Source organism: Campylobacter concisus (genome assembly GCF_050447505.1).
Classification (GTDB): domain Bacteria; phylum Campylobacterota; class Campylobacteria; order Campylobacterales; family Campylobacteraceae; genus Campylobacter_A; species Campylobacter_A concisus_BP.
This window is the reverse complement of the sequence record NZ_JALMFZ010000001.1, coordinates 1,762,383-1,783,105: the sequence shown is the minus strand read 5'-3', so window position 1 is coordinate 1,783,105 and position 20,723 is coordinate 1,762,383. Positions and strand designations below refer to the sequence as shown.

Here is a 20,723-nt window from a genome sequence, read left to right as displayed (position 1 = left end):
CCTTTACTGTAATTTTTTTGGTGGTTTAGAATTGTTTGGATTGTTTTCTATATTGATAGTAGCCTGAATATTCCTTTTTTGTTTTAGTAAATTTTTTAGAGTTTTCTCAAATTCCAAAAGTTCTTCTTGGGTACCAGTAACTCCAATACAACCAAGAGTACCTTTATTATTACCATCAGGGTGGATTCTTAGAAGTGATCTTTCGGTTTCAAATTGTGGATTTAGATTGAAGCTGAAGCCTACTCCAAGAATATTCATGCCAGGATTATAATCTTTGTCTTTTCTTCTGTTTCTATATGTGTCAACCGTGTACTCTCCATTTTGTGGAGCACCACTTCCAAAGCCACCAGCAACCATATTAATAGACAGAATAGTATCTTCATTTTCCCTTAAAAGTAAAAGTCCATTGCCCATTTTACTGGTTTCCATTGTTCTTTCAATTAATATATTATATGTTTTATTATTTAAATCAACCCCAACCCCTCTATCCCCATCCACCCACATACCTTTATCTACTCTTGTTATGCTCTTTGACTCATTAAAAGAGTTTATAAAGCTATTCATATTATCTTTGCTTAGTAGGTTGATGCCATATTTGGTATCTTGGTTTATCTTTGTTTTACCTGTTTGGTTTGTATTGCTTTGGTTTTGATTGTTTGCGGAATTTACTTCATCTATATAAATTTGATATCTCTTATTTGTACTATCTTCACTCTTTAGCTCTTTAGTAAGTTTGTCATCTTCATAGATATTTATATCCTGTGCTGACATATCTTTATTTATATATAAGTAGCCACTTTTATTTACTAAGGCATCATCATGATTTAGACTAGCTTTAAAGCTCTTCTCTTTTATAGCATGCTCAAACTCATATATGATGAGCTTATCATCTTTAAATTTAATATATAGAGGTATCTTTATATCTATCCTTATATGGTTTTTACCATATACGCTTTGGTATTTAAATTTATCCTTCTCTCCTTCAAGATATGCAAAAAATACTATAGTATGACCACCTTGCTTTAGCCTCTCTAGATCATCTTTTTTTATAAGATCTGAAATTTTAAATCTTATCTCTTTACCTTTTTGATCTTTTAAGGCTACAGCTTCTCTAGGTTGTTTCTTTGATAGCTCGTTATATTCTATGGTTTTTATCACCATATATCCCCAAAGTACCTCTTTATACCTCTTGCTACCTTTTTCTTGTTTATATATAGCCTTTAAACTTATCTCTTCATTTGTCTTAAATGGATACTGGCTATCAGATACTACATTTACTATATGATCTGTTATATCTCTTAAAGATACCTTGTTTGTATAGCTATAACTATCACCACTTTTATCTTTATATCCTATAGATATGATAGCTGTACCAGTGTAGGCATGTATCCCTTTGGTATCATAAATTTTGCTTAGATCACTTGAATAGACTATAAGCTTAGTATCTTTCTTATCATCTCTATCTATAGGGATATTAAATGTAGCTGTATATGAGTTTTTGATATCTGAGCCTTTATTTTTAACTAAAGAGCTGCTCTCATATATACTCTTATCACCGCAGTGGTGAAGATATATCTTATCTATATCACTAGCTTCACCTTTTTCGTTTTCAATGATGAGATTATTTAGTGTTAGAGCAAGGCTTGAACTAGATGTTGATGTAGGTACTACATTGTTACCAAGAGCTAGACGAAGCTTCATATCAAACATAGCTGAGTCTTTATCATCTCTAAGGGTAAAGTTATTTTCCTTAGCGAAATTTAGAAGGTTGAAATTTAGATATTCGTCTTTAGATGAGGGGAGGGAGAAGTGGCTCATCTTTACAACGCCATCTTCTAGCTTGTACTCTATCTCATCGCTACTTTGTCTTATACTAGTAAAGCAAGCGCCCTTTGTCTTGTTTTTATCGTCTTTGCCATCATCGTTTTCTTTATAAAGGATCACACTATCTGACTTTGTCTTTGCGTTTTTAAATTTGATATCTCTATCAGATGAAGCGCCTTTGTTCTCTTTTTCGTAAGAGTCAAATTTAAAGTCAGTGAGTATTAGCTCGCATAAATTTAGCTTGCCATAGTTTGGTCTGCTAGGATTTAGCTCTTTTGGGTTTAGCTCGCTGCAGTCAAATTCTGTTTGGCTGGCTAACACTATGGTAAAGTTGCTCTTTTTAGGCTGAAATATCCTAATAGGAGTAGCCGTCTTTATAGGGCAGAGTATGAGCATATCCTCTTGTTTATAAAGCTCTTCTTCTCTTCTTTTTAGGAGTTTGTTTATCCTTGAAGCGTTAGATGTAGAAGAGGAGGTTAAATTTACGCAGTAGATATTTTCGGTACTAAATTTATTTGATGTTTGGGAGGCTAAAAGAGAATTTAGCTTATCGGCAAATGGCTTAAATAGCTCCTCGCACTTTGAAGCGGTGCCGTTTGATCTCTCTTCGTCTTTTTGCATAAATTCTAAGTGAGTGACGTCTTCTTTGTGCTCTTTGCCGTTTTTGTCTTTTGTTTGACTATTAATTATTATAGTCCTCATCTTTTTTTAAGCTATTGCTGATATTTGTTTTGTAGCTTCTTGTAAAATTTTTCAAAGCTCGCAGGTAGCATTTTATCTATTTCTTTAAGTTTGGATAGGAATTCTTCTTGTTCTATCTGTTGTAAATCATCGCTTTTAAAAATAGTTTTTCCTTGCTTAAAAACGTTTAAATACATTTTTCCACCAGACATTATGTCGCCATAAATTTCATATATGTAGTTTGAATTTTTAAATTTATATCCCATCAAGCGCTCATTTACACTATTTTTTATCGGTGTGGGTTTTGATAAAATTTCTAAACTTTTGGCATTTCTTTTATTTACCCCAAAATAACCACCATTTGTACAATGTGTGTCACCCTCACATTCAAACATTGGAATAGCTATTAAAAATTTTTCATTTTCATAGTAATACCCGAATTTGTCAGCCTTGATAAATGCAAAGAATAAATTGATTAAAATAAAAAATCTAAAAACTATCATAAGTTCTTTCTATTAAAATTTACTGCAAAATAGTAATTACAAAATCACGCACGCTAGCCCTATTTATCAAATTTTAAGTATTTACTATCGCAATCTTCAAAATGATTATACTCGTTCATAGAGTTTCCGTAGTTTTGTATGACTATACTACCATTTTCATACACTCCGCCAATCTTTTTAAATTTTATGTAAAATCCACCTTCGCCGTTGCTTTTTATGCTTGATATATAGCCTTGTGATTTTGTCTGATTATTATCAACTATCTTGTAAAAATGCTTTGCCTTATTGGTATTTTTCGTTATTTCTATTGAAATATTACAAGGCTCATTCTTGTAAATCCCCGTTAAATTTATATCTTTTGCGCAGGCATTATGCGCTATAAAGGCTAGCACCATAAAATAAAAAATAAATATCTTGTTTGTCATATCTATCCACTCTTTTTTAAGTGCATTATATCTATTTAACAAAGGCAAAACTATATCTTTTTGATCTTCCCATTCTCAAATTTATATTTTCTTTCATTTGATAGTTTTCCGCTACTTTTAAAATTTGGCTCACCATTGTTGGTTAGTGCATTTTTGTGTGGTTTGTCTATTATCAAGATGCCTTCATTGGTGACTTCGAAAAATGGCACACTCGTGCACCAATCTATCTCACCTTGAAATTTTATCTTGTCGTCATCTTTCTTTTCAAAAATTCTCAAAGAGCCGTGTCCGCTGCAGGCGGCATAGTTTTGTATGTCTTGAAATATCCACACTTCGCTACGATTAAATTTGGTATAAAAGATCAAATTTGGTTCAAGCTCATACTCGCACTCCCTGCTATAAATCTCTTCATCATTTATACTTATGGAGCATTTGTTATCCTTGCTGTATGTTTCTATGCTTAAGTTTTTGGCATTAGAAAATATAGCTAAAAGTAGCAATAAGTATAAAAAACTAGTTTTTGACATCATTTTTTCTATTCTCTGGTAAAACTAAATGACCATTTTTGTCAATGAGTGAGTATTGCACGAGCATGATATATAGCATATCATCTATCTGTGGGTAGTCGTCATCATAGTGGTAACTTTTGTATTTTTGTAAAAAGTCGTTGTTTATTTCAGCTCTTTTTACATCTCTTGGTATGCTACCATTTTCTATCGGTACATATTTTAAAGTATCTTCAAATACCTCTTTAAATTTCTCGTAGTCTTTGCCGTAAATTCTTTTAAATAGCTCTTTATTGTTCTCATAAAGCATTAAAGATAGCTTAGCAGTGTACTCTCTATAGAAATTCTTTATGCAGTAGATACTTTCAGATACAAAAAATACTGACTTAGCAATAAAGCTATAGTCATACTCTTTTTTTGAGTATCTAATGCACTCTTTTTTGCTATCTTTTATCCTTTCTCTAGCTACCTTTTGAGCTTTGTCTTTTAAATTTGGAGCTTCTTTTATTATTAGATTATAAAGATCAGCAAAATAGTTATCCCTAAAAGAGTTATAGTCTGACTGGCATATAAAGTCTTCTAAGGAGTATTTTTTAAATTTATACTTTCCTTTGGTATCATAGCAGGCAAAGCTTGGCTTGCTTTTTGTGCCGTAATCTCTCCAGGGGCTTGAATCATAATCACTTAGTTGGCAAAAATCATTATTAAATTTATTGATAGCATTTTCAGGGCTTAAAGGTTCAAAAGCGCTTAAATTTAAACTAGCAATCAGGGCTAACAATATAGTTTTAAATTTCATCACAATATTCTACTTATTTAAATATATTTACTTTTAAATACGTTACTCAAATTACCTAAATTACTGCTTATTTTTATAAAAGTTTTTTCTTATGTCATTAAGAATTTTTGGAGTGATTTGATTTATATAAAGTCTATTCTTTTTACCATGATCTGTGTAGTAGTTTTCTATTTTATTAAATTTTTCATCGTTTGTAGGTTCATCTATATATCCAAATTTCCAAAAGTACTCATACAAATAAAATTCTGAGGCTAAATTTTTAAAAAGTATATAAAAATCTACTATGTTTCCGTTTCTATCTTGTGTTCCGCCTTTAAACTCAATTATATTGCCATTGGCCGTAACGCTCCACATAGACATATCGTCATAACAAAAACTCCATTTTTTTATCTTGTCTTTGCAAATAATGGCGCACTCTTTTATATCTATTGCCCGACCTAGATTGTCTTCATTATAATCACGTAAAACTTTTACAGAATAGTCATCATTGCCTATTTTAAAATAATAATTAGATGCGTCTTTGTATTTAAAATTTGGTATTTCATCTTTTCCCATACCATTGCAAGCCAGCAATAATATTAATAAAAATGCACTATTTAAAAATTTGAAAAAATTCATATTCTATGATCCCTCAATAATGTATCCATCGGGATTTTTTATTAGAAATTTTTTAACAGCATCCGCGTCATATCCTTCGCAATCGCCTTCACACTGAAAGTCTATGATTTTTGTTAGAGGTGAAATAATGATCGAATTTTCTTTTTTGTTTAACTCATAGCAGCTAGTTAAGTTGCTATTTGTGCCATTTAAAGAGTAGCTATTGATGACACAAAGATTTTTCTTTTTATTTATATCCGTAAAAAACACTGACTTTGTTTCATCAAAGATATCTATAATGTCAGGTTCTATTAAGGTTTTATCCGTGTTTAAAAGCGCCATTTGTGTTTTGTTGTTTTGTGTTTTTAAAAACGCAAGTACAGCTAAAGCACCGTCTAGTTTTACTACGACTGGTTTATGAGGCATTGTATCTTTGCTATCTATTTTGCATTGCTCCCAGTCATCTTTTATCCATTGGCTTTGAAGCTTTTTAGAGATAAACATGCAGTTTATTTCGGCTCTATTGGCATTTTTTGGAGGCTCGTACGCATATAAATTTAAACTCATTAGAAAGCTTAATAATAGTATGGTTTTAAATTTCATAGCTATTTTATAGGTGTATCGCAAGGTGTTCTTTTTGATATGCTTTTTAGCTTCATCTTGCCATTTTTAAGTGTTTTTAGTACAAAATACTCTTGTTTGCAAATATCTGTATCATTTTCTAGGTACTGAACTAGCATTAGAGTGCTATCTTCTCTAGTGGTAAGCAAAGTATATCCTGCTAAAAAATTATTCCCAACTGCAAAGTTGGCAAGATTATTATCAAATTTACTCATTCCATCTACTTTTACGCTCTTGCCTGCACTTAAGTCCTCAACTGTTCTATAATAACAACTAGTGCCACAGCTATGCGTGACTATCATATACTTACCTGCAAAATTTACGTAAAAATCTTGCTGATTACCTACGTATTTACCGGCACTATCTCTATATTTTCCTTCTTCATCTTTTTTGTAACTATTTGGAATTTTTATCTCACCTTTATATACTTCTTTAACCTTATATTTGTCAAATTTAGCTTCCAGTTTTTGCTCCAGCTCAGCACCAAAAGCTGATGTGAGCAAAGCAAAAATAAGCACCATTCTATTTAACTTCATAACATCTCCTTTAATCTAAAAATCTTTTAATCTCTTCATCATCTATAGCCAAGTCACTTATGTCTCTTTTTTCTAATTCCAAATGATGCATATAGTGTTCCAAAAACTCTTCCATAGTTATAGTTCTCTGTTTATATGGAGAATCTGGCATACTAGCCCATTCTCGATTTAATCTTTTATTTATACTGTCTGTTCTACTCCTAACTGCCTCATCAATTTTGTCATTAATTATTAGTTTTAGAGCGTCTCTTGTATGTTTTATTAATACAAGACATGCTTTGTCCTGATTTGCTGGTGAAAAATCAGTGATATTGTAAGTTTTTCCGTACTTTTTGATAATTGTATCCCAAGTATCAGGCATTATCTGATAGGCTCCGGCAGCAGTTGAATTAACAGATTTTACATAATATCTTGGATGATCTGAAAAGTCTTTTCCGTAATCTTTAGTAAATAACTTTCCACCGACATTTATTTCGTATCCGTTATTTCCACTTGTTCCTTCGCCGTATTTTATGGCACACATAAAGGCTCTTATTCTAAGGATTCTAATATCTCCATCCGTCTTTACCCCAACCCCTCTATCCCCATCCACCCACATACCTTTATCTACTCTAGTTATGCTCTTTGATTCATTAAAAGAGTTTATAAAGCTATCCATATTATCTTTGCTTAGTAGGTTGATACCATACTTGGTATCTTTATTTATCTTTGTTTGACCTGTTTGGTTTGTATTGCTTTGGTTTTGATAGTTTGTGGAATTTGCTTCATCTATGTAAATTTGATATCTCTTATTTGTACTATCTTCACTCTTTAGCCCTTTAGTAAGTTTGTCATCTTCATAGATATTTATATCTTGCTTAGATATATCTTTATCTATATATAAGTAGCCACTTTTATTTACTAAGGCATCATCATGATTTAGACTAGCTTTAAAACTCTTCTCTTTTATAGCATGCTCAAATTCATATATGATTAGCTTATCATCTTTAAATTTAATATATAGAGGTATCTTTATATCTATCCTTATATGGTTTTTACCATATACGCTTTTGTATTTAAATTTATCCTTCTCCCCTTCAAGATATGCAAAAAATACTATAGTATGACCACCTTGCTTTAGCTTATCTAGATCATCTTTTTTTATAAGATCTGAAATTTTAAATCTTATCTCTTTACCCTTTTTATCTTTTAGCTCTACCACCTCTCTAGGTTTTTCTTTAGATACTTCGTTATACTCTATGCTCTTTATCACCATATATCCCCAAAGTACCTCTTTATATCTCTTGTCTCCTTTTTCTTGTTTATATATAGCCTTTAGGCTTATCTCTTCATTTGTCTTAAATGGATACTCATTATCAGAGACTACATTTACTATATGATCTGTTATATCTCTTAAAGATACCTTGTTTGTATGGTTATAGCTACCACCACTTTTATCTTTATATCCTATAGATATGATAGCTGTACCAGTATAGGCATGTATGCTTTTAGTATCATAAATTTTACTTAGATCAGATGAATAGACTATAAGCTTAGTATCTTTCTTATCATTTCTATCTATAGGGATATTAAATGTAGCCCTATATGAGTTTTTCATATCTGAGTCTTTATTTTTAACTAAAGATGTACTCTCATATATACTCTTATCACCGCAGTGGTGAAGATATACCTTATCTATATCACTAGCTTCACCTTTTTCGTTTTCAATGATGAGATTATCTAGTGTTAGAGCTAGGCTTGAGCTAGATGTTGATGTAGGTTCTGCATTATTACCAAGAGCTAGACGAAGCTTCATATCAAACATAGCTGAGTCTTTATCATCTCTAAGGGTAAAGTTATTCTCCTTAGCGAAATTTAGAAGGTTGAAATTTAGATATTCATCTTTAGATGAGGGGAGGGGGAAGTTATGAAGAGTAGGCACACTACTCCTCTTTTCTATTCTCTGGCAAAACTAAATGACCATTTTCGTCTATTAGAGAGTATTGGACTAATACTATATAAATTAGATCATGGATTTTGTAATTACCATAATTGCCAGTATAGTCATCATATTTTCTTAGGAATTCGGCATATGGGGCATTGTCTGTTTTTCTTATATGTGTTATTTCTGGAGTAGAGTGGATTATGGGTACATACTTTAAAGTATTTTCAAATACCTCTTTAAATTTCTCATAGTCTTCGCCATAAATTCTACTAAAAAGCTCTTTATCATTTTTATAGAGCATAAGTGCAAGTTTTGCAGTGGAGTTTCTATAGTAAGATCTAGTACAATGGATAGAATTGCCGACACTATAATTATATTTAACCCGTACATAAAAATATTTAGAATGCCCATCTATGCACTCTTTTTTAGTTTTAGCTATCCTCTCTCTAGCTATCTTTTGAGCTTTTTCTTTTAAATTTGGATTTTCTTTTACGATTAGATTATAAAGATCAGCAAAGTAGTTATCCCTAAAAGCAAGAAATTTGGACTGACAAACAAAGTCTTCTAAGGAGTACTCTTTAAATTTATACTTGCCTTTAGCATCAGAACAATTAAAGCTGGGTAATATCTTAGTGCCATAATCGTTAAAAGAATAGTCATCACCAGTAAAAAATTCGTCTTCGATCTGTTCAAAATTTTCGATCACTTTTTTGGTAGCTATACTAGGATTCATAGGCTCAAATCCATATAAATTAAGGCTAACTACTAAAAATAAAAATACTAATTTTACAAATTTCATACTTCAGTCCTTTATTTAAATTTCTTAAATATATTTGCTTCTCTTATACGTTTATAAGAGTTTATTCTTAATTGTTTATTGCCATCATCTGCTCCAGGATTAACTACTTTTGTTACTTTATTTACTACGTCTTCATTATTTGAATCTGATTTGCTTTCGTCGGCTTTTTCATAAATCTTTCTTTTCTCGGCCCAATAATATGCAGCCGACACAAAAGCATAGGTTTTATTCTCAGCTACCAGCTCTGGATTATCTACAAAGCTTACTTCATCTCCTACTAAATTAATTTTATGTGCGAATGTATTAAATTTGGTATATATTTCCCTGCCAGTTATTTGTATTATCCCTCTGCCTCTATATTTCCAGCCATCGCCTTCTTCGGTATTGCCAAGTCGCAAGTCTTTAGGTCTATTTTCATCAGCATATCCTAGATTGGCTATTGCTTCTTGATTGGCTTTTTGAATTATTTCCCCTTTTTTGTTTTCTATTCTTCCTACATCCTTGCTTCTATCATAATTATTTTTAAAATAGCCAATATTAGACCCCACAAGACCTTTCACGCTATAATTTAATCTCTCTGTCAGGTTTGGAAAACTACTTTCTACCTCCACTGCGCATTGCCCAAAAAAATGCTCCAATCTATTTCTAGTATCAAGCTTATATTTTATATACATTTGAATTCCATCTTCATCATCTCTTCTATTTAGCTCATCTACCATCTCTTGTAATATATATTCTTGATTTGCTTTTGTATTTATAAATACCTGCTTTAGCATACTTAGCGTAAAAGGATAGTCTTTGATCTCTATTAAAATATTTGCCTCCTTATCCCCATCCACCCACATACCTTTATCTACTCTTGTTATGCTCTTTGACTCATTAAAAGAGTTGATAAAGCTATTCATATTATCTTTGCTTAGTAGGTTGATACCATACTTGGTATCTTGGTTTATCTTTGTTTGAGCTGTTTGGTTTGTGTTGCTTTGGTTTTGATTGTTTGCGGAATTTGCTTCATCTATGTAAATTTGATATCTCTTATTTGTACTATCTTCACTCTTTAGCCCTTTAGTAAGTTTGTCATCTTCATAGATATTTATATCTTGCTTAGATATATCTTTATCTATATATAAGTAGCCACTTTTATTTACTAAGGCATCATCATGATTTAGACTAGCTTTAAAGCTCTTCTCTTTTATAGCATGCTCAAACTCATATATGATGAGCTTATCATCTTTAAATTTAATATATAGAGGTATCTTTATATCTATCCTTATATGGTTTTTACCATATACGCTTTGGTATTTAAATTTATCCTTCTCTCCTTCAAGATATGCAAAAAATACTATAGTATGACCACCTTGCTTTAGCTTATCTAGATCATCTTTTTTTATAAGATCTGAAATTTTAAATCTTATCTCTTTACCCTTTTTATCTTTTAGCTCTACCACCTCTCTAGGTTTTTCTTTAGATACTTCGTTATACTCTATGCTCTTTATCACCATATATCCCCAAAGTACCTCTTTATATCTCTTGTCTCCTTTTTCTTGTTTATATATAGCCTTTAGGCTTATCTCTTCATTTGTCTTAAATGGATACTCATTATCAGAGACTACATTTACTATATGATCTGTTATATCTCTTAAAGATACCTTGTTTGTATGGTTATAGCTACCACCACTTTTATCTTTATATCCTATAGATATGATAGCTGTACCAGTATAGGCATGTATGCTTTTAGTATCATAAATTTTACTTAGATCAGATGAATAGACTATAAGCTTAGTATCTTTCTTATCATTTCTATCTATAGGGATATTAAATGTAGCCCTATATGAGTTTTTCATATCTGAGTCTTTATTTTTAACTAAAGATGTACTCTCATATATACTCTTATCACCGCAGTGGTGAAGATATACCTTATCTATATCACTAGCTTCACCTTTTTCGTTTTCAATGATGAGATTATTTAGTGTTAGAGCAAGGCTTGAGCTAGATGTTGATGTAGGTTCTGCATTATTACCAAGAGCTAGACGAAGCTTCATATCAAACATAGCTGAGTCTTTATCATCTCTAAGGGTAAAGTTATTCTCCTTAGCGAAATTTAGAAGGTTGAAATTTAGATATTCGTCTTTAGATGAGGGGAGGGAGAAGTGGCTCATCTTTACAACGCCATCTTCTAGCTTGTACTCTATCTCATCGCTACTTTGTCTTATACTAGTAAAGCAAGCGCCCTTTGTCTTGTTTTTATCGTCTTTGCCATCATCGTTTTCTTTATAAAGGATCACACTATCTGACTTTGTCTTTGCGTTTTTAAATTTGATATCTCTATCAGATGAAGCGCCTTTGTTCTCTTTTTCGTAAGAGTCAAATTTAAAGTCAGTGAGTATTAGCTCGCATAAATTTAGCTTGCCATAGTTTGGTCTGCTAGGATTTAGCTCTTTTGGGTTTAGCTCGCTGCAGTCAAATTCTGTTTGGCTGGCTAACACTATGGTAAAGTTGCTCTTTTTAGGCTGAAATATCCTAATAGGAGTAGCCGTCTTTATAGGGCAGAGTATGAGCATATCCTCTTGTTTATAAAGCTCTTCTTCTCTTCTTTTTAGGAGTTTGTTTATCCTTGAAGCGTTAGATGTAGAAGAGGAGGTTAAATTTACGCAGTAGATATTTTCGGTACTAAATTTATTTGATGTTTGGGAGGCTAAAAGAGAATTTAGCTTATCGGCAAATGGCTTAAATAGCTCCTCGCACTTTGAAGCGGTGCCGTTTGATCTCTCTTCGTCTTTTTGCATAAATTCTAAGTGAGTGACGTCTTCTTTGTGCTCTTTGCCGTTTTTGTCTTTTGTTACATACATAGCTTTAGAGATATTTAGGTGGGTAAAGATGTCTATGCACTCGCCAAAGCTGACGCGCTCCATGCTAGCCGCACTAGATGAGTCGCTTAGAGCTCTGTTGTTTTCGTCTGACTCATAAAGGCCAAACTGAGCTGATATCTTTTTTCTTAAAAGTTTAAGGTTGTGTGGATTATCACCGCTAAAGCTCTCGAAAGCAAGCCAAAACCACGCTTTAAAGCGGCTTTTGCTCTTAATGAAGCTTGCTAAGGCCGGGTCGATGTTTTTCTTGCTACTTATGTGAAGCAGGGCAAGAAGTGCGACGTGCTCTTTTGAGACATTAGACGTCCCAGATGAAGCGAGCTTGACCTCCTCTAAATTTGCAAGCGACGAGCCTCTTAGCTTCTCTTTTATATCAGCCGCTAGTGGCTTTAGTTTTGACTCTAAAATGGCATTTAACTGCTCATCTTGGCTAAATTTAAACTCAGGCAACTCTGCGCCGTAAGCAGCCCTTGCAGCATTATTTATATCATTAAAAAGCTTCTCTGCATCTATCTTTGAAACCACAGTTTTAGTCATAGTGTCGGTTATGGCTTTTCTAATAGCCTCGGTCACTTTTGCTTTGCTAGCACCATAAATTTGAGTGCATATCGCGTCTAGATCGTCTTTTAGGCTAAAGCTATATCCCATAAGCAGCTTGTCACCAGAGATAAAAGGCTTATTGATGTCGGCGCTATATGATAGTTTGATGATATCTATTAAGTTTTCTTTAAAATTTTCATCATTTCTAGGGGTAATTGGCATAAAATTCTTCCTTAATTTTTTCGCCAAATATTAGCATAAACTTAAAAAGTATTCAATAAAAAACTCTTATAGAGAAAATTTTTGCTTTTTCTCTAAATTTTGGTAGCAAATTTTAGACAAAACGCTAATATCTAAAAAATAGCTTAAAATCAAAGAGCCCTTATAAACTCTTTAAATTTATCTCCTCGCTCGGCGTAGCTCTTAAACTGATCAAGGCTCGCAGCCGCTGGGCTTAGAAGCGCTATCTCGCCACTTTTAAGCTCTTTACTTATCTCATTTACAGCGTTTTGCAAAAAGTCGCATTTTAGGGCAGGCACGTTAAATTTAGCAGCTAAATTCATAAGTTTGTCGCTGTTTGAGCCGATGGCGTAAATTTTGACTTTAAGACCCTTTAAATTTTCAAAGAGCTCATCCATGCTAACGCCCTTGTCGTCGCCGCCTAAGATCAGGTGCATGAAGTGATCTTTGTAGCGTTTCACGGCTTGAATGCTCGCATCTATGTTGGTCGCTTTTGTGTCATTTACCCAGGTTCTACCCTTGTTGTCAGTAAATTCTTCAAGCTTGTTTGCCTCGATAACAAAGGTGTTTAAAAGCCCTACATCGCAGCGGTCAAATAAAATTTTCTCCACCGCCAGTGCTAGCAGTGCGTCAAGTAAAAATGGCGTTTTAAAGGCTATATCGCCTAAATTTACAGCGCAAAAACAAGCTAAGTCGCTCTCATCTTTATAGGCGATCACTTTGGCCTTTGTAGGCGTTTTAGCGTAAATTTCAGGCACGATAGCTACGCTTGTTTCGCTCATGCTAGCAAGCGGCTTAAGCTTTGCCTTTTCGTACTCGCTCATGTTGCCATGCCAGCTTAGATGATCTGGAGTGATCGGCAAAAGCACGTAGATGCCAGGCGTTGCGCGCTTTGTGTAGTGCAGAGTAAATGAGCTAGTCTCAAGTATCCAAATTTTAGCGTGCGGGTCTAAATTTGCTAGTGCGATGCCGACGTTGCCTCCCATGACTGAGCCTTTGCTCTCTAGCAGGTGCTGCATCATCTTTGTAGTCGTCGTCTTGCCGTTTGTGCCGCTTATCCAGACGTTAAATGGCAGATGCGCCTTGTAAATTTCATAAAAATAGTCATATTCGCTGATCAAATTTTTAGCTTTTTTGACAAGCTCGTGGTGAGGCGGTATGCCAGGGCTTGGTATCTCTAGGTTGCTTTTTGCTGGGTCAAATTCGCTAACTGGCAATAGAGTGTTGCCAAACTCGTCCTTAGAAATTTCGCTAAATTTATCGTCATAAATATCCCAAAGCCCGTCATTTACGAAGTTTTTAGCGATAGCCTTTGTCGTGCCACCATAGCCAAATAGTGATTTTCTCATGCTTTTATCCTCTTTTGCCCCATAAAATTTCTACTATCTCGTTAGCACTTAGCTCACGCATTACGCCCTCTATCTCGCGGCGCTCAAAGAGTTCAAAGCTAAAGGTTTTGGCAAAATTTAGCTTCAAAAACTCTGCGAAATAAGCACCCTCGCAAGCAAATTTTACTCTTATATAAAATGCCTCTAAAAAATCATCATAAAATTCAGGCACAGGTGCCAACATACGCTCTACGATCACGCTAAGCTCGTCTTTTGTTATATCAGGCACCACTTTTGGCTCTGGCAAAGCGATGTCAAAGGCGAGATTTTCAGCGCCCTCGGCCTCCCACCACTCGTGCAGGCTAAATTTACTCATATCTTTGCCGCTGATCTTGGCTAAGCGCTGCTCTACCTTGCGGTACTCTTCGCCGTCCTCATCGCCAAATTCGTCGCAATAGTCGGTATAGGCTAAAATTTGCTCCAAAATTTCATCATATTTTTTTCTAGCGCTCTCAAAGTCTGGCTCTATCTGCGCTCGCATGATCTACCTGATCTTTAGCGCGGTCAGTGCGATCAAATTTGCCAAAAGCGCGATAATCCAAAAGCGCACGATGATCTTATTTTCCGCCCAGCCTTTGATCTCAAAATGGTGATGTATAGGTGCCATTAAGAAAATTCTGCGTTTAAAAATTTTAAAGCTGCCCACCTGCAAGATGACGCTTAGGGTCTCAACTACAAAGATGAGGCCGATGATGATGAGCAAAATTTCGTTTTTGGTCGCAACGCCCATAAAGCCGATATATGCGCCAACGCTTAGGCTGCCGCTGTCACCCATAAAGACCTCGGCCGGATGGCAGTTAAACCACAAAAAGCCCATGAGTGAGCCAATTAGCGCAGAGGCCACAACTACGCTCTCGCCAACGCCCGCGATCTTTGGTAAAAGTAGGTACGAGCTAAAGACAGCGTGGCCACAGATGTAGGCAAAAACGCCAAGTGTTAGAAGCGAAAATATCGATGGCACGGCGGCAAGTCCGTCAAGTCCGTCTGTTAAATTTACCGCATTTGAGGCTGCGACAATGACTAGCGTCCAAAAGAAAATGGCAAAAATTTTCATGTCAAAGATCGGCTGCTTGTAAAATGGCAGGTAAAACTCGGTGTTTAGCTCTTTGCTAAAATAGAGAAATGCTGCGAGTAAAAAGGCGATTAAAAATTGAAAAAAAAGCTTTGCCTTTGGACTTAGGCCGGCGTGGTTTTTCGCACCTAAAATTTTGCTGTAGTCATCCTTATAGCCAAGCAGAGTAAAGCAAACTAGGCAAAAGAGCGAGGCTAGCACGAAAGCGTTATCAAGCCTAGCACAGATGATCGTAGCGATCACGGCTGTAAAGACAAAGACAAGTCCGCCCATGGTTGGTGTTTTAGCCTTTTTTTGGTGAGTTTGCGGGGCTAGCTCGTAGATAGGCTGGGCGGCGTTTTTCGCCTTTGCCCAAGCGATAAATTTAGGCATCAGATAAGCTGTCAAGATAAATGCTATGAAAAACGCGATGCCAGCGCGAACGGTGATATACTGAAAGATATTAAAATTTAAAATTTCATAGATATAGTAAAACATAGGGGCCTTTATTTTAAAAAAAAGCAATTTTAGTATAATGGCCTTAAAAATTATCTAAATTTAAGGATAAAATTTAAAAATGGCTCAAAAAACTATACTTATAATAACTGACGGCATTGGTTCAAACAAAAATGGCAAATTTAACGCATTTGAGGCGGCTAAAAAGCCAAACTACGATAAATTTTTTAAAGAAATTCCAAACTCACTCATAAAAACCTCTGGAAACGCTGTGGGACTACCTGAAGGACAGATGGGAAACAGCGAAGTAGGACACATGTGCATAGGAAGCGGGCGAGTTTTGTATCAAAATTTGGTCAAAATTTCACGCGGCTTTAATGATGGCTCTATAGCAGAAAATGAAGCGCTAAAGGCTCTTTTTAAAAAGTGCAAAAAAATTCACGTGATAGGGCTTTATAGCGACGGCGGCGTGCACTCTCACATGGAGCATTTTGATGGTATGTGCGAGCTTGCTAGCAAAAGTGGCTGCGAAGTTTTTGCCCACGCTATCACCGATGGACGCGACGTTAGCCCAAATAGCGGTCTAAATTTCATAAAAAGCTTGGAGGCTAAATTTAAGGTAGCAACCGTTTGCGGCAGATTTTACGCGATGGATAGAGACAAACGCTGGGAGCGCGTAAAAGAGGCCTATGATAGCTTGGTAAAGGGGGCAAATTTAAGCAGCTTAACGCCAAACGAGTATCTACAAAAAAGCTACGATGAGGGCGTGACAGATGAGTTTGTAAAGCCAGCAAGTTTTAATGGCTTTAGTGGCATAGGCAAAGATGACGGCGTGATCGTAATAAATTTTAGAAATGATAGAGCAAGAGAGATTTGCCAGGCTCTGGGCGAAGAGAAATTTAGCGAGTTTGAGCGACCTTTTGCTATCAAAAATCTAATCACCATGACCGAATACGACGCAAATTTTAAATTTGAAGTGCTCTTTAAAAATGAAAAGATAAAAAACACTCTAAGCGAGGTCATAGCAGCTGCTGGACTAAGGCAGCTTCACACAGCTGAGACTGAAAAATACGCCCACGTCACATTTTTCTTTAATGGCGGCGTTGAGGAGCTAGCCAGCAACGAAACTAGGGTGCTCATCCCTAGTCCAAAAGTAAAAACCTACGATGAAAAGCCAGAGATGAGCGCTGCTGAGGTTTGCAAAGCCGTGCTAAAGGGCATGGATGACGAGCAAGACTTTATCGTGGTAAATTTCGCAAATGGCGATATGGTGGGGCACACTGGTAACTACGAGGCCGCTATAAAAGCAGTTGAGGCGGTGGATGCGGCTCTTGGAGAAATTTACGCCAAGGCAAAAGAGAAAAACTACGCTATGATCATCACAAGCGATCACGGAAACTGCGAAGAGATGCGTGATAGCAGTGGCGAGCTACTGACAAATCACACAACTTATGACGTCTTTTGCTTTGTGATGGCTGATGGGGTTAAAGAGCTAAAAAATGGCGGCCTAAACAACATTGCGCCTAGTGTTTTAAAGCTCATGGGGCTTGAGATCCCAGCTGAGATGGACGAGGCGTTATTTTAAATTTGATAATATAAGCAAAATTTATAAGGAGAATCTATGAAATTTAGCGGAAAAAACGTGCTAATAACAGGTGCAAGCAGAGGTATCGGTGCACAGATCGCAAAGACGCTTGCAAATATGGGCTTAAAAGTGTGGATAAACTACCGCTCAAAGCCTGAGATAGCAGACGCTTTGCAGGCTGAGATCGAGCAAAATGGCGGCAAAGCTGCGGTGATAAAATTTGACGCAACAGACGAAGACGAGTTTATAAAAGGTATAAATTTGATAGTTGATAGCGACGGCGAGCTAAGCTACCTTGTAAATAACGCTGGTATCACAAATGACAAGCTAGCACTTCGCATGAAAACTAGCGAATTTACAGATGTGATAAATGCAAATTTAACTTCAGCTTTCATAGGATGTAGAGAGGCTTTGAAAGTGATGAGTAAAAAGCGCTTTGGAGCGGTCGTAAATGTCGCATCTATCGTTGGCGAGATGGGAAATGCTGGACAGGTGAATTATTCAGCTAGCAAGGGCGGACTAATCGCCATGAGTAAGAGCTTTGCAAAAGAGGGCGCAAGTAGAAATATCCGCTTTAACAGCGTAACTCCGGGCTTTATCGAGACTGATATGACGCATGGGCTAAGTGATGAGGTGAAAAAAACTTATAGCGACAACATCCCGCTTAAACGCTTTGGCAGCGCTAGCGAGGTGGCTGAGGCTGTGGCATTTTTACTAAGTGATCACGCTAGCTACGTGACTGGCGAGACGCTAAAAATAAACGGCGGACTTTATATGTAATGAAATTTCAACAAGTTTTGAAATTTAAAATAAATAAAAGCGTAAATATTATAAGATAACAGACATTTTTTATAAGGAGACCTTAAATGGCAGTATTTGAAGACGTAAGAGACGTAGTTGTAGAGCAACTAAGCGTAGATCCACAAGCGGTAAAACTAGAGTCTAAAATCATCGAAGATTTAGGCGCTGATTCACTTGACGTTGTAGAGCTAGTTATGGCTTTAGAAGAGAAATTTGAAGTAGAAATTCCTGATAGCGAAGCAGAGAAATTAGTAAGCATTCAAGACGTTGTAAATTATATAGAAAAACTAGGCAAATAATTTAAATTTGCATAGTTTGATTTAAGGAGATGTATTGAAACGAGTCGTTGTAACTGGTATTGGCATGATAAACGCACTTGGTCTTGATAAAGAGAGCTCTTTTAAGGCTATTTGCGAGGGTAAAACAGGTGTGAAAGAGATCACGAGCTTTGATGTAAGCGAATTCCCTGTTAAAATTGCTGCCGAGATAACTGATTTTGATCCAAATAGCATTTTAGACGGCAAAGAGGTGAAAAAAGTAGATCGTTTCATACAGCTTGGCATAAAAGCATCTAACGAAGCTATGGCTGATGCAAATTTTAAGGAGTTTGACGCTCATAAATTTGGCGTTAGTTCAGCAGCTGGCATAGGCGGTTTGCCAAATATTGAGAAAAACTCAATCACATATTTTGAAAAAGGTGTAAAGAGAATTTCGCCATTTTTCATCCCATCTGCACTTGTAAATATGCTAGGTGGCATAGTTTCAATAAACCACGGACTAAAAGGTCCAAATTTATCAAGCGTAACAGCTTGTGCAGCAAGCACTCATGCGATATCACAAGCTGCAAAATGCATAATGATCGGTCAAGCAACAAATATGCTAGTTATCGGTGCTGAATCAACTATTTGCGGCGTTGGCATAGGTGGTTTTGCAGCGATGAAAGCACTCTCAACAAGAAATGATGAGCCAAGTAAGGCGTCAAGGCCATTTGATGCAAACCGCGATGGCTTTGTAATGGGCGAGGGCGCTGGCGCACTTGTACTTGAAGAGTATGAGTCGGCTGTTGCAAGAGGCGCTAAAATTTACGCTGAAGTAGTTGGATTTGGTGAGAGCGGAGATGCACACCACATCACATCACCAACACTTGAAGGCCCATTAAGCGCGATGAAGCAAGCACTTGATATGGCAAAAGGCGTAAAAATAGACTATGTCAATGCACATGGTACTTCAACGCCAGTAAATGATAAAAACGAGACAGCTGCGTTAAAGGCTGTTTTTGGCGGTAAGTGCCCACCAGTTAGTTCAACCAAAGGTCAGACTGGACACTGCTTAGGCGGTGCTGGTGCGATCGAAGCTGTCATATCTATAATGGCAATGAGAGATGGCATCATCCCTCCAACGATAAACTACGAAACGCCAGATCCAGATTGCGATCTAGACTACGTTCCAAATAAAGCCAGAAAAGCTGATATAAAAGCTGTTATGAGCAACTCATTTGGCTTTGGTGGAACAAACGGCGTCGTGATATTTAAAAAGTTGGATTAAGATGTCAAATTATTTAGATTTTGAAAAGAGCATAAAGCAAATTGATGAAGATATAGCAAATGCTAAGATCAGAGGCGATGAACATGCTGTTGAAATTTTAAATAAGAACCTATCTAAAGAGATATCAAAAGTATATAAAAATTTAAACGAATACCAACGTTTGCAACTTGCTCGTCACCCAGATAGGCCATACGCTATTGACTATATAAATTCATTTTTAGTTGATGGCTATGAGATCCATGGCGACAGGGCATTTCGCGATGACCCAGCAATAGTCTGCTACATCGGCTATATCGGAGGCAAAAAGGCTGTCGTTATAGGCGAGCAAAAAGGTCGTGGCACTAAAAATAAACTAAAAAGAAATTTTGGTATGCCTCATCCAGAGGGTTACCGAAAGGCTTTACGCGTAGCAAAATTGGCTGAGAAATTTAACCTACCTATATTATTTTTAATAGACACTCCGGGTGCATATCCTGGTGTTGGCGCTGAAGAGCGAGGTCAAAGCGAGGCCATAGCTAGAAATTTATTTGAATTCGCAAATTTAAAAACTCCAATAATAGCTGTCGTTATCGGCGAAGGCGGAAGTGGCGGCGCTTTAGCTATTGGTGTGGCTGATAGACTTGCTATGATGAAAAACTCTGTCTTTTCAGTCATCTCACCAGAGGGTTGTGCAGCGATACTTTGGAACGACCCAGCCAAACAAGAGCAAGCTACTAAATCTATGAAGATAACGGCTGATGACTTAAAAAATTTATCGCTTATAGATGACGTGATAAACGAGCCGATAAATGGAGCTCATAGAGATAAAGACGGTGCCGCAAAAGCACTTGCAAACTACTTCATCTCAGAGCTAGCCGAGCTTGAGAAGCTTGATATAAACGAGCTTGTCGCAAAAAGAATAGACAAAATCCTCTCTATCGGGGCTTATGAAGAGTAAAATTTATAGTCGCAAGTGAGTCGAAAGTTTAAGTAAATTCGCTTGCAGCTCTCCTTGACGCTAAATTTAATGTGCCTTTTTTTAAATTTTAAAAATTA

Annotated in this window: 19 protein-coding genes; 5 read left to right on the top strand and 14 right to left on the bottom strand. The window is 36.0% G+C overall.

Going from position 1 to position 20,723, the window contains the following annotated elements:
- Positions 1–3: 3 nt before the first annotated feature.
- The 14 genes from MTT09_RS09005 to mraY form a co-directional block, all read right to left on the bottom strand.
- Positions 4–2,526 (bottom strand): hypothetical protein, encoded by a 2,523-nt coding sequence (locus MTT09_RS09005; protein ID WP_429803578.1) that lies wholly within the window; start codon positions 2,524–2,526, stop codon positions 4–6.
- An 11-nt stretch (positions 2,527–2,537) separates the two neighbouring features.
- A complete protein-coding gene (locus tag MTT09_RS09000) occupies positions 2,538–3,008 on the bottom strand; it encodes a hypothetical protein (protein WP_429803577.1) in 471 nt (156 codons plus the stop codon).
- 59 nt (positions 3,009–3,067) lie between these two features.
- Positions 3,068–3,481, bottom strand: coding sequence for a hypothetical protein (locus MTT09_RS08995; protein WP_103558690.1), 414 nt, complete (start codon positions 3,479–3,481; stop codon positions 3,068–3,070).
- 2 nt (positions 3,482–3,483) lie between these two features.
- On the bottom strand, positions 3,484–3,960 hold the full coding sequence (locus MTT09_RS08990) for a hypothetical protein (RefSeq protein ID WP_103558689.1): 477 nt from the start codon (positions 3,958–3,960) through the stop codon (positions 3,484–3,486).
- Complete coding sequence (locus MTT09_RS08985) at positions 3,947–4,738, bottom strand: hypothetical protein (RefSeq protein ID WP_103558688.1); 792 nt, start codon at positions 4,736–4,738, stop codon at positions 3,947–3,949. Before MTT09_RS08985 ends, MTT09_RS08990 begins: the two co-directional genes overlap by 14 nt.
- A 60-nt stretch (positions 4,739–4,798) precedes the next feature.
- On the bottom strand, positions 4,799–5,356 hold the full coding sequence (locus MTT09_RS08980; RefSeq protein ID WP_103558687.1) for a hypothetical protein: 558 nt from the start codon (positions 5,354–5,356) through the stop codon (positions 4,799–4,801).
- A gap of 3 nt (positions 5,357–5,359) precedes the next feature.
- Positions 5,360–5,902, bottom strand: coding sequence for a hypothetical protein (locus MTT09_RS08975; RefSeq protein WP_141090415.1), 543 nt, complete (start codon positions 5,900–5,902; stop codon positions 5,360–5,362).
- 38 nt (positions 5,903–5,940) lie between these two features.
- Positions 5,941–6,492, bottom strand: coding sequence for a hypothetical protein (locus tag MTT09_RS08970; RefSeq protein ID WP_429803576.1), 552 nt, complete (start codon positions 6,490–6,492; stop codon positions 5,941–5,943).
- Positions 6,493–6,502: 10 nt separating this feature from the next.
- Complete coding sequence (locus tag MTT09_RS08965) at positions 6,503–8,413, bottom strand: glycoside hydrolase family 24 protein (RefSeq protein ID WP_141090414.1); 1,911 nt, start codon at positions 8,411–8,413, stop codon at positions 6,503–6,505.
- Between the two features lies 1 nt (position 8,414).
- Positions 8,415–9,215, bottom strand: coding sequence for a hypothetical protein (locus MTT09_RS08960; protein WP_429803575.1), 801 nt, complete (start codon positions 9,213–9,215; stop codon positions 8,415–8,417).
- A gap of 11 nt (positions 9,216–9,226) precedes the next feature.
- The gene (locus MTT09_RS08955) at positions 9,227–12,844 is read right to left on the bottom strand and encodes a glycoside hydrolase family 19 protein (protein ID WP_429803574.1); all 3,618 of its coding nucleotides are present in this window, start codon (positions 12,842–12,844) and stop codon (positions 9,227–9,229) included.
- A gap of 149 nt (positions 12,845–12,993) precedes the next feature.
- On the bottom strand, positions 12,994–14,211 hold the full coding sequence (gene murD / locus MTT09_RS08950) for a UDP-N-acetylmuramoyl-L-alanine--D-glutamate ligase (RefSeq protein WP_429803573.1): 1,218 nt from the start codon (positions 14,209–14,211) through the stop codon (positions 12,994–12,996).
- Between the two features lie 4 nt (positions 14,212–14,215).
- A complete protein-coding gene (locus MTT09_RS08945) occupies positions 14,216–14,731 on the bottom strand; it encodes a hypothetical protein (RefSeq protein WP_429803572.1) in 516 nt (171 codons plus the stop codon).
- Positions 14,732–14,734: 3 nt separating this feature from the next.
- Positions 14,735–15,799 carry a phospho-N-acetylmuramoyl-pentapeptide-transferase gene (gene mraY, locus MTT09_RS08940; RefSeq protein ID WP_002941305.1) on the bottom strand — a complete coding sequence of 355 codons (1,065 nt, stop codon included), beginning with the start codon at positions 15,797–15,799 and terminating at the stop codon, positions 14,735–14,737.
- Positions 15,800–15,878: 79 nt separating this feature from the next.
- Here mraY and gpmI point away from each other — a divergent pair, with 79 nt between their 5' ends.
- The 5 genes from gpmI to accA all read left to right on the top strand — a co-directional run bounded on the left by gpmI (position 15,879) and on the right by accA (position 20,625).
- Positions 15,879–17,342 carry a 2,3-bisphosphoglycerate-independent phosphoglycerate mutase gene (gpmI, locus tag MTT09_RS08935; RefSeq protein WP_429803571.1) on the top strand — a complete coding sequence of 488 codons (1,464 nt, stop codon included), beginning with the start codon at positions 15,879–15,881 and terminating at the stop codon, positions 17,340–17,342.
- A 36-nt stretch (positions 17,343–17,378) separates the two neighbouring features.
- Positions 17,379–18,122 (top strand): 3-oxoacyl-ACP reductase FabG, encoded by a 744-nt coding sequence (gene fabG / locus MTT09_RS08930; RefSeq protein ID WP_021083753.1) that lies wholly within the window; start codon positions 17,379–17,381, stop codon positions 18,120–18,122.
- Positions 18,123–18,208: 86 nt separating this feature from the next.
- Positions 18,209–18,442, top strand: coding sequence for an acyl carrier protein (acpP, locus tag MTT09_RS08925; RefSeq protein WP_002941395.1), 234 nt, complete (start codon positions 18,209–18,211; stop codon positions 18,440–18,442).
- Between the two features lie 34 nt (positions 18,443–18,476).
- Positions 18,477–19,688: a beta-ketoacyl-ACP synthase II gene (locus MTT09_RS08920; protein WP_103616151.1), complete on the top strand. Its 1,212-nt coding sequence runs from the start codon at positions 18,477–18,479 to the stop codon at positions 19,686–19,688.
- 1 nt (position 19,689) lies between these two features.
- Positions 19,690–20,625: an acetyl-CoA carboxylase carboxyl transferase subunit alpha gene (accA, locus tag MTT09_RS08915; RefSeq protein ID WP_002941254.1), complete on the top strand. Its 936-nt coding sequence runs from the start codon at positions 19,690–19,692 to the stop codon at positions 20,623–20,625.
- Positions 20,626–20,723 lie beyond the last annotated feature (98 nt).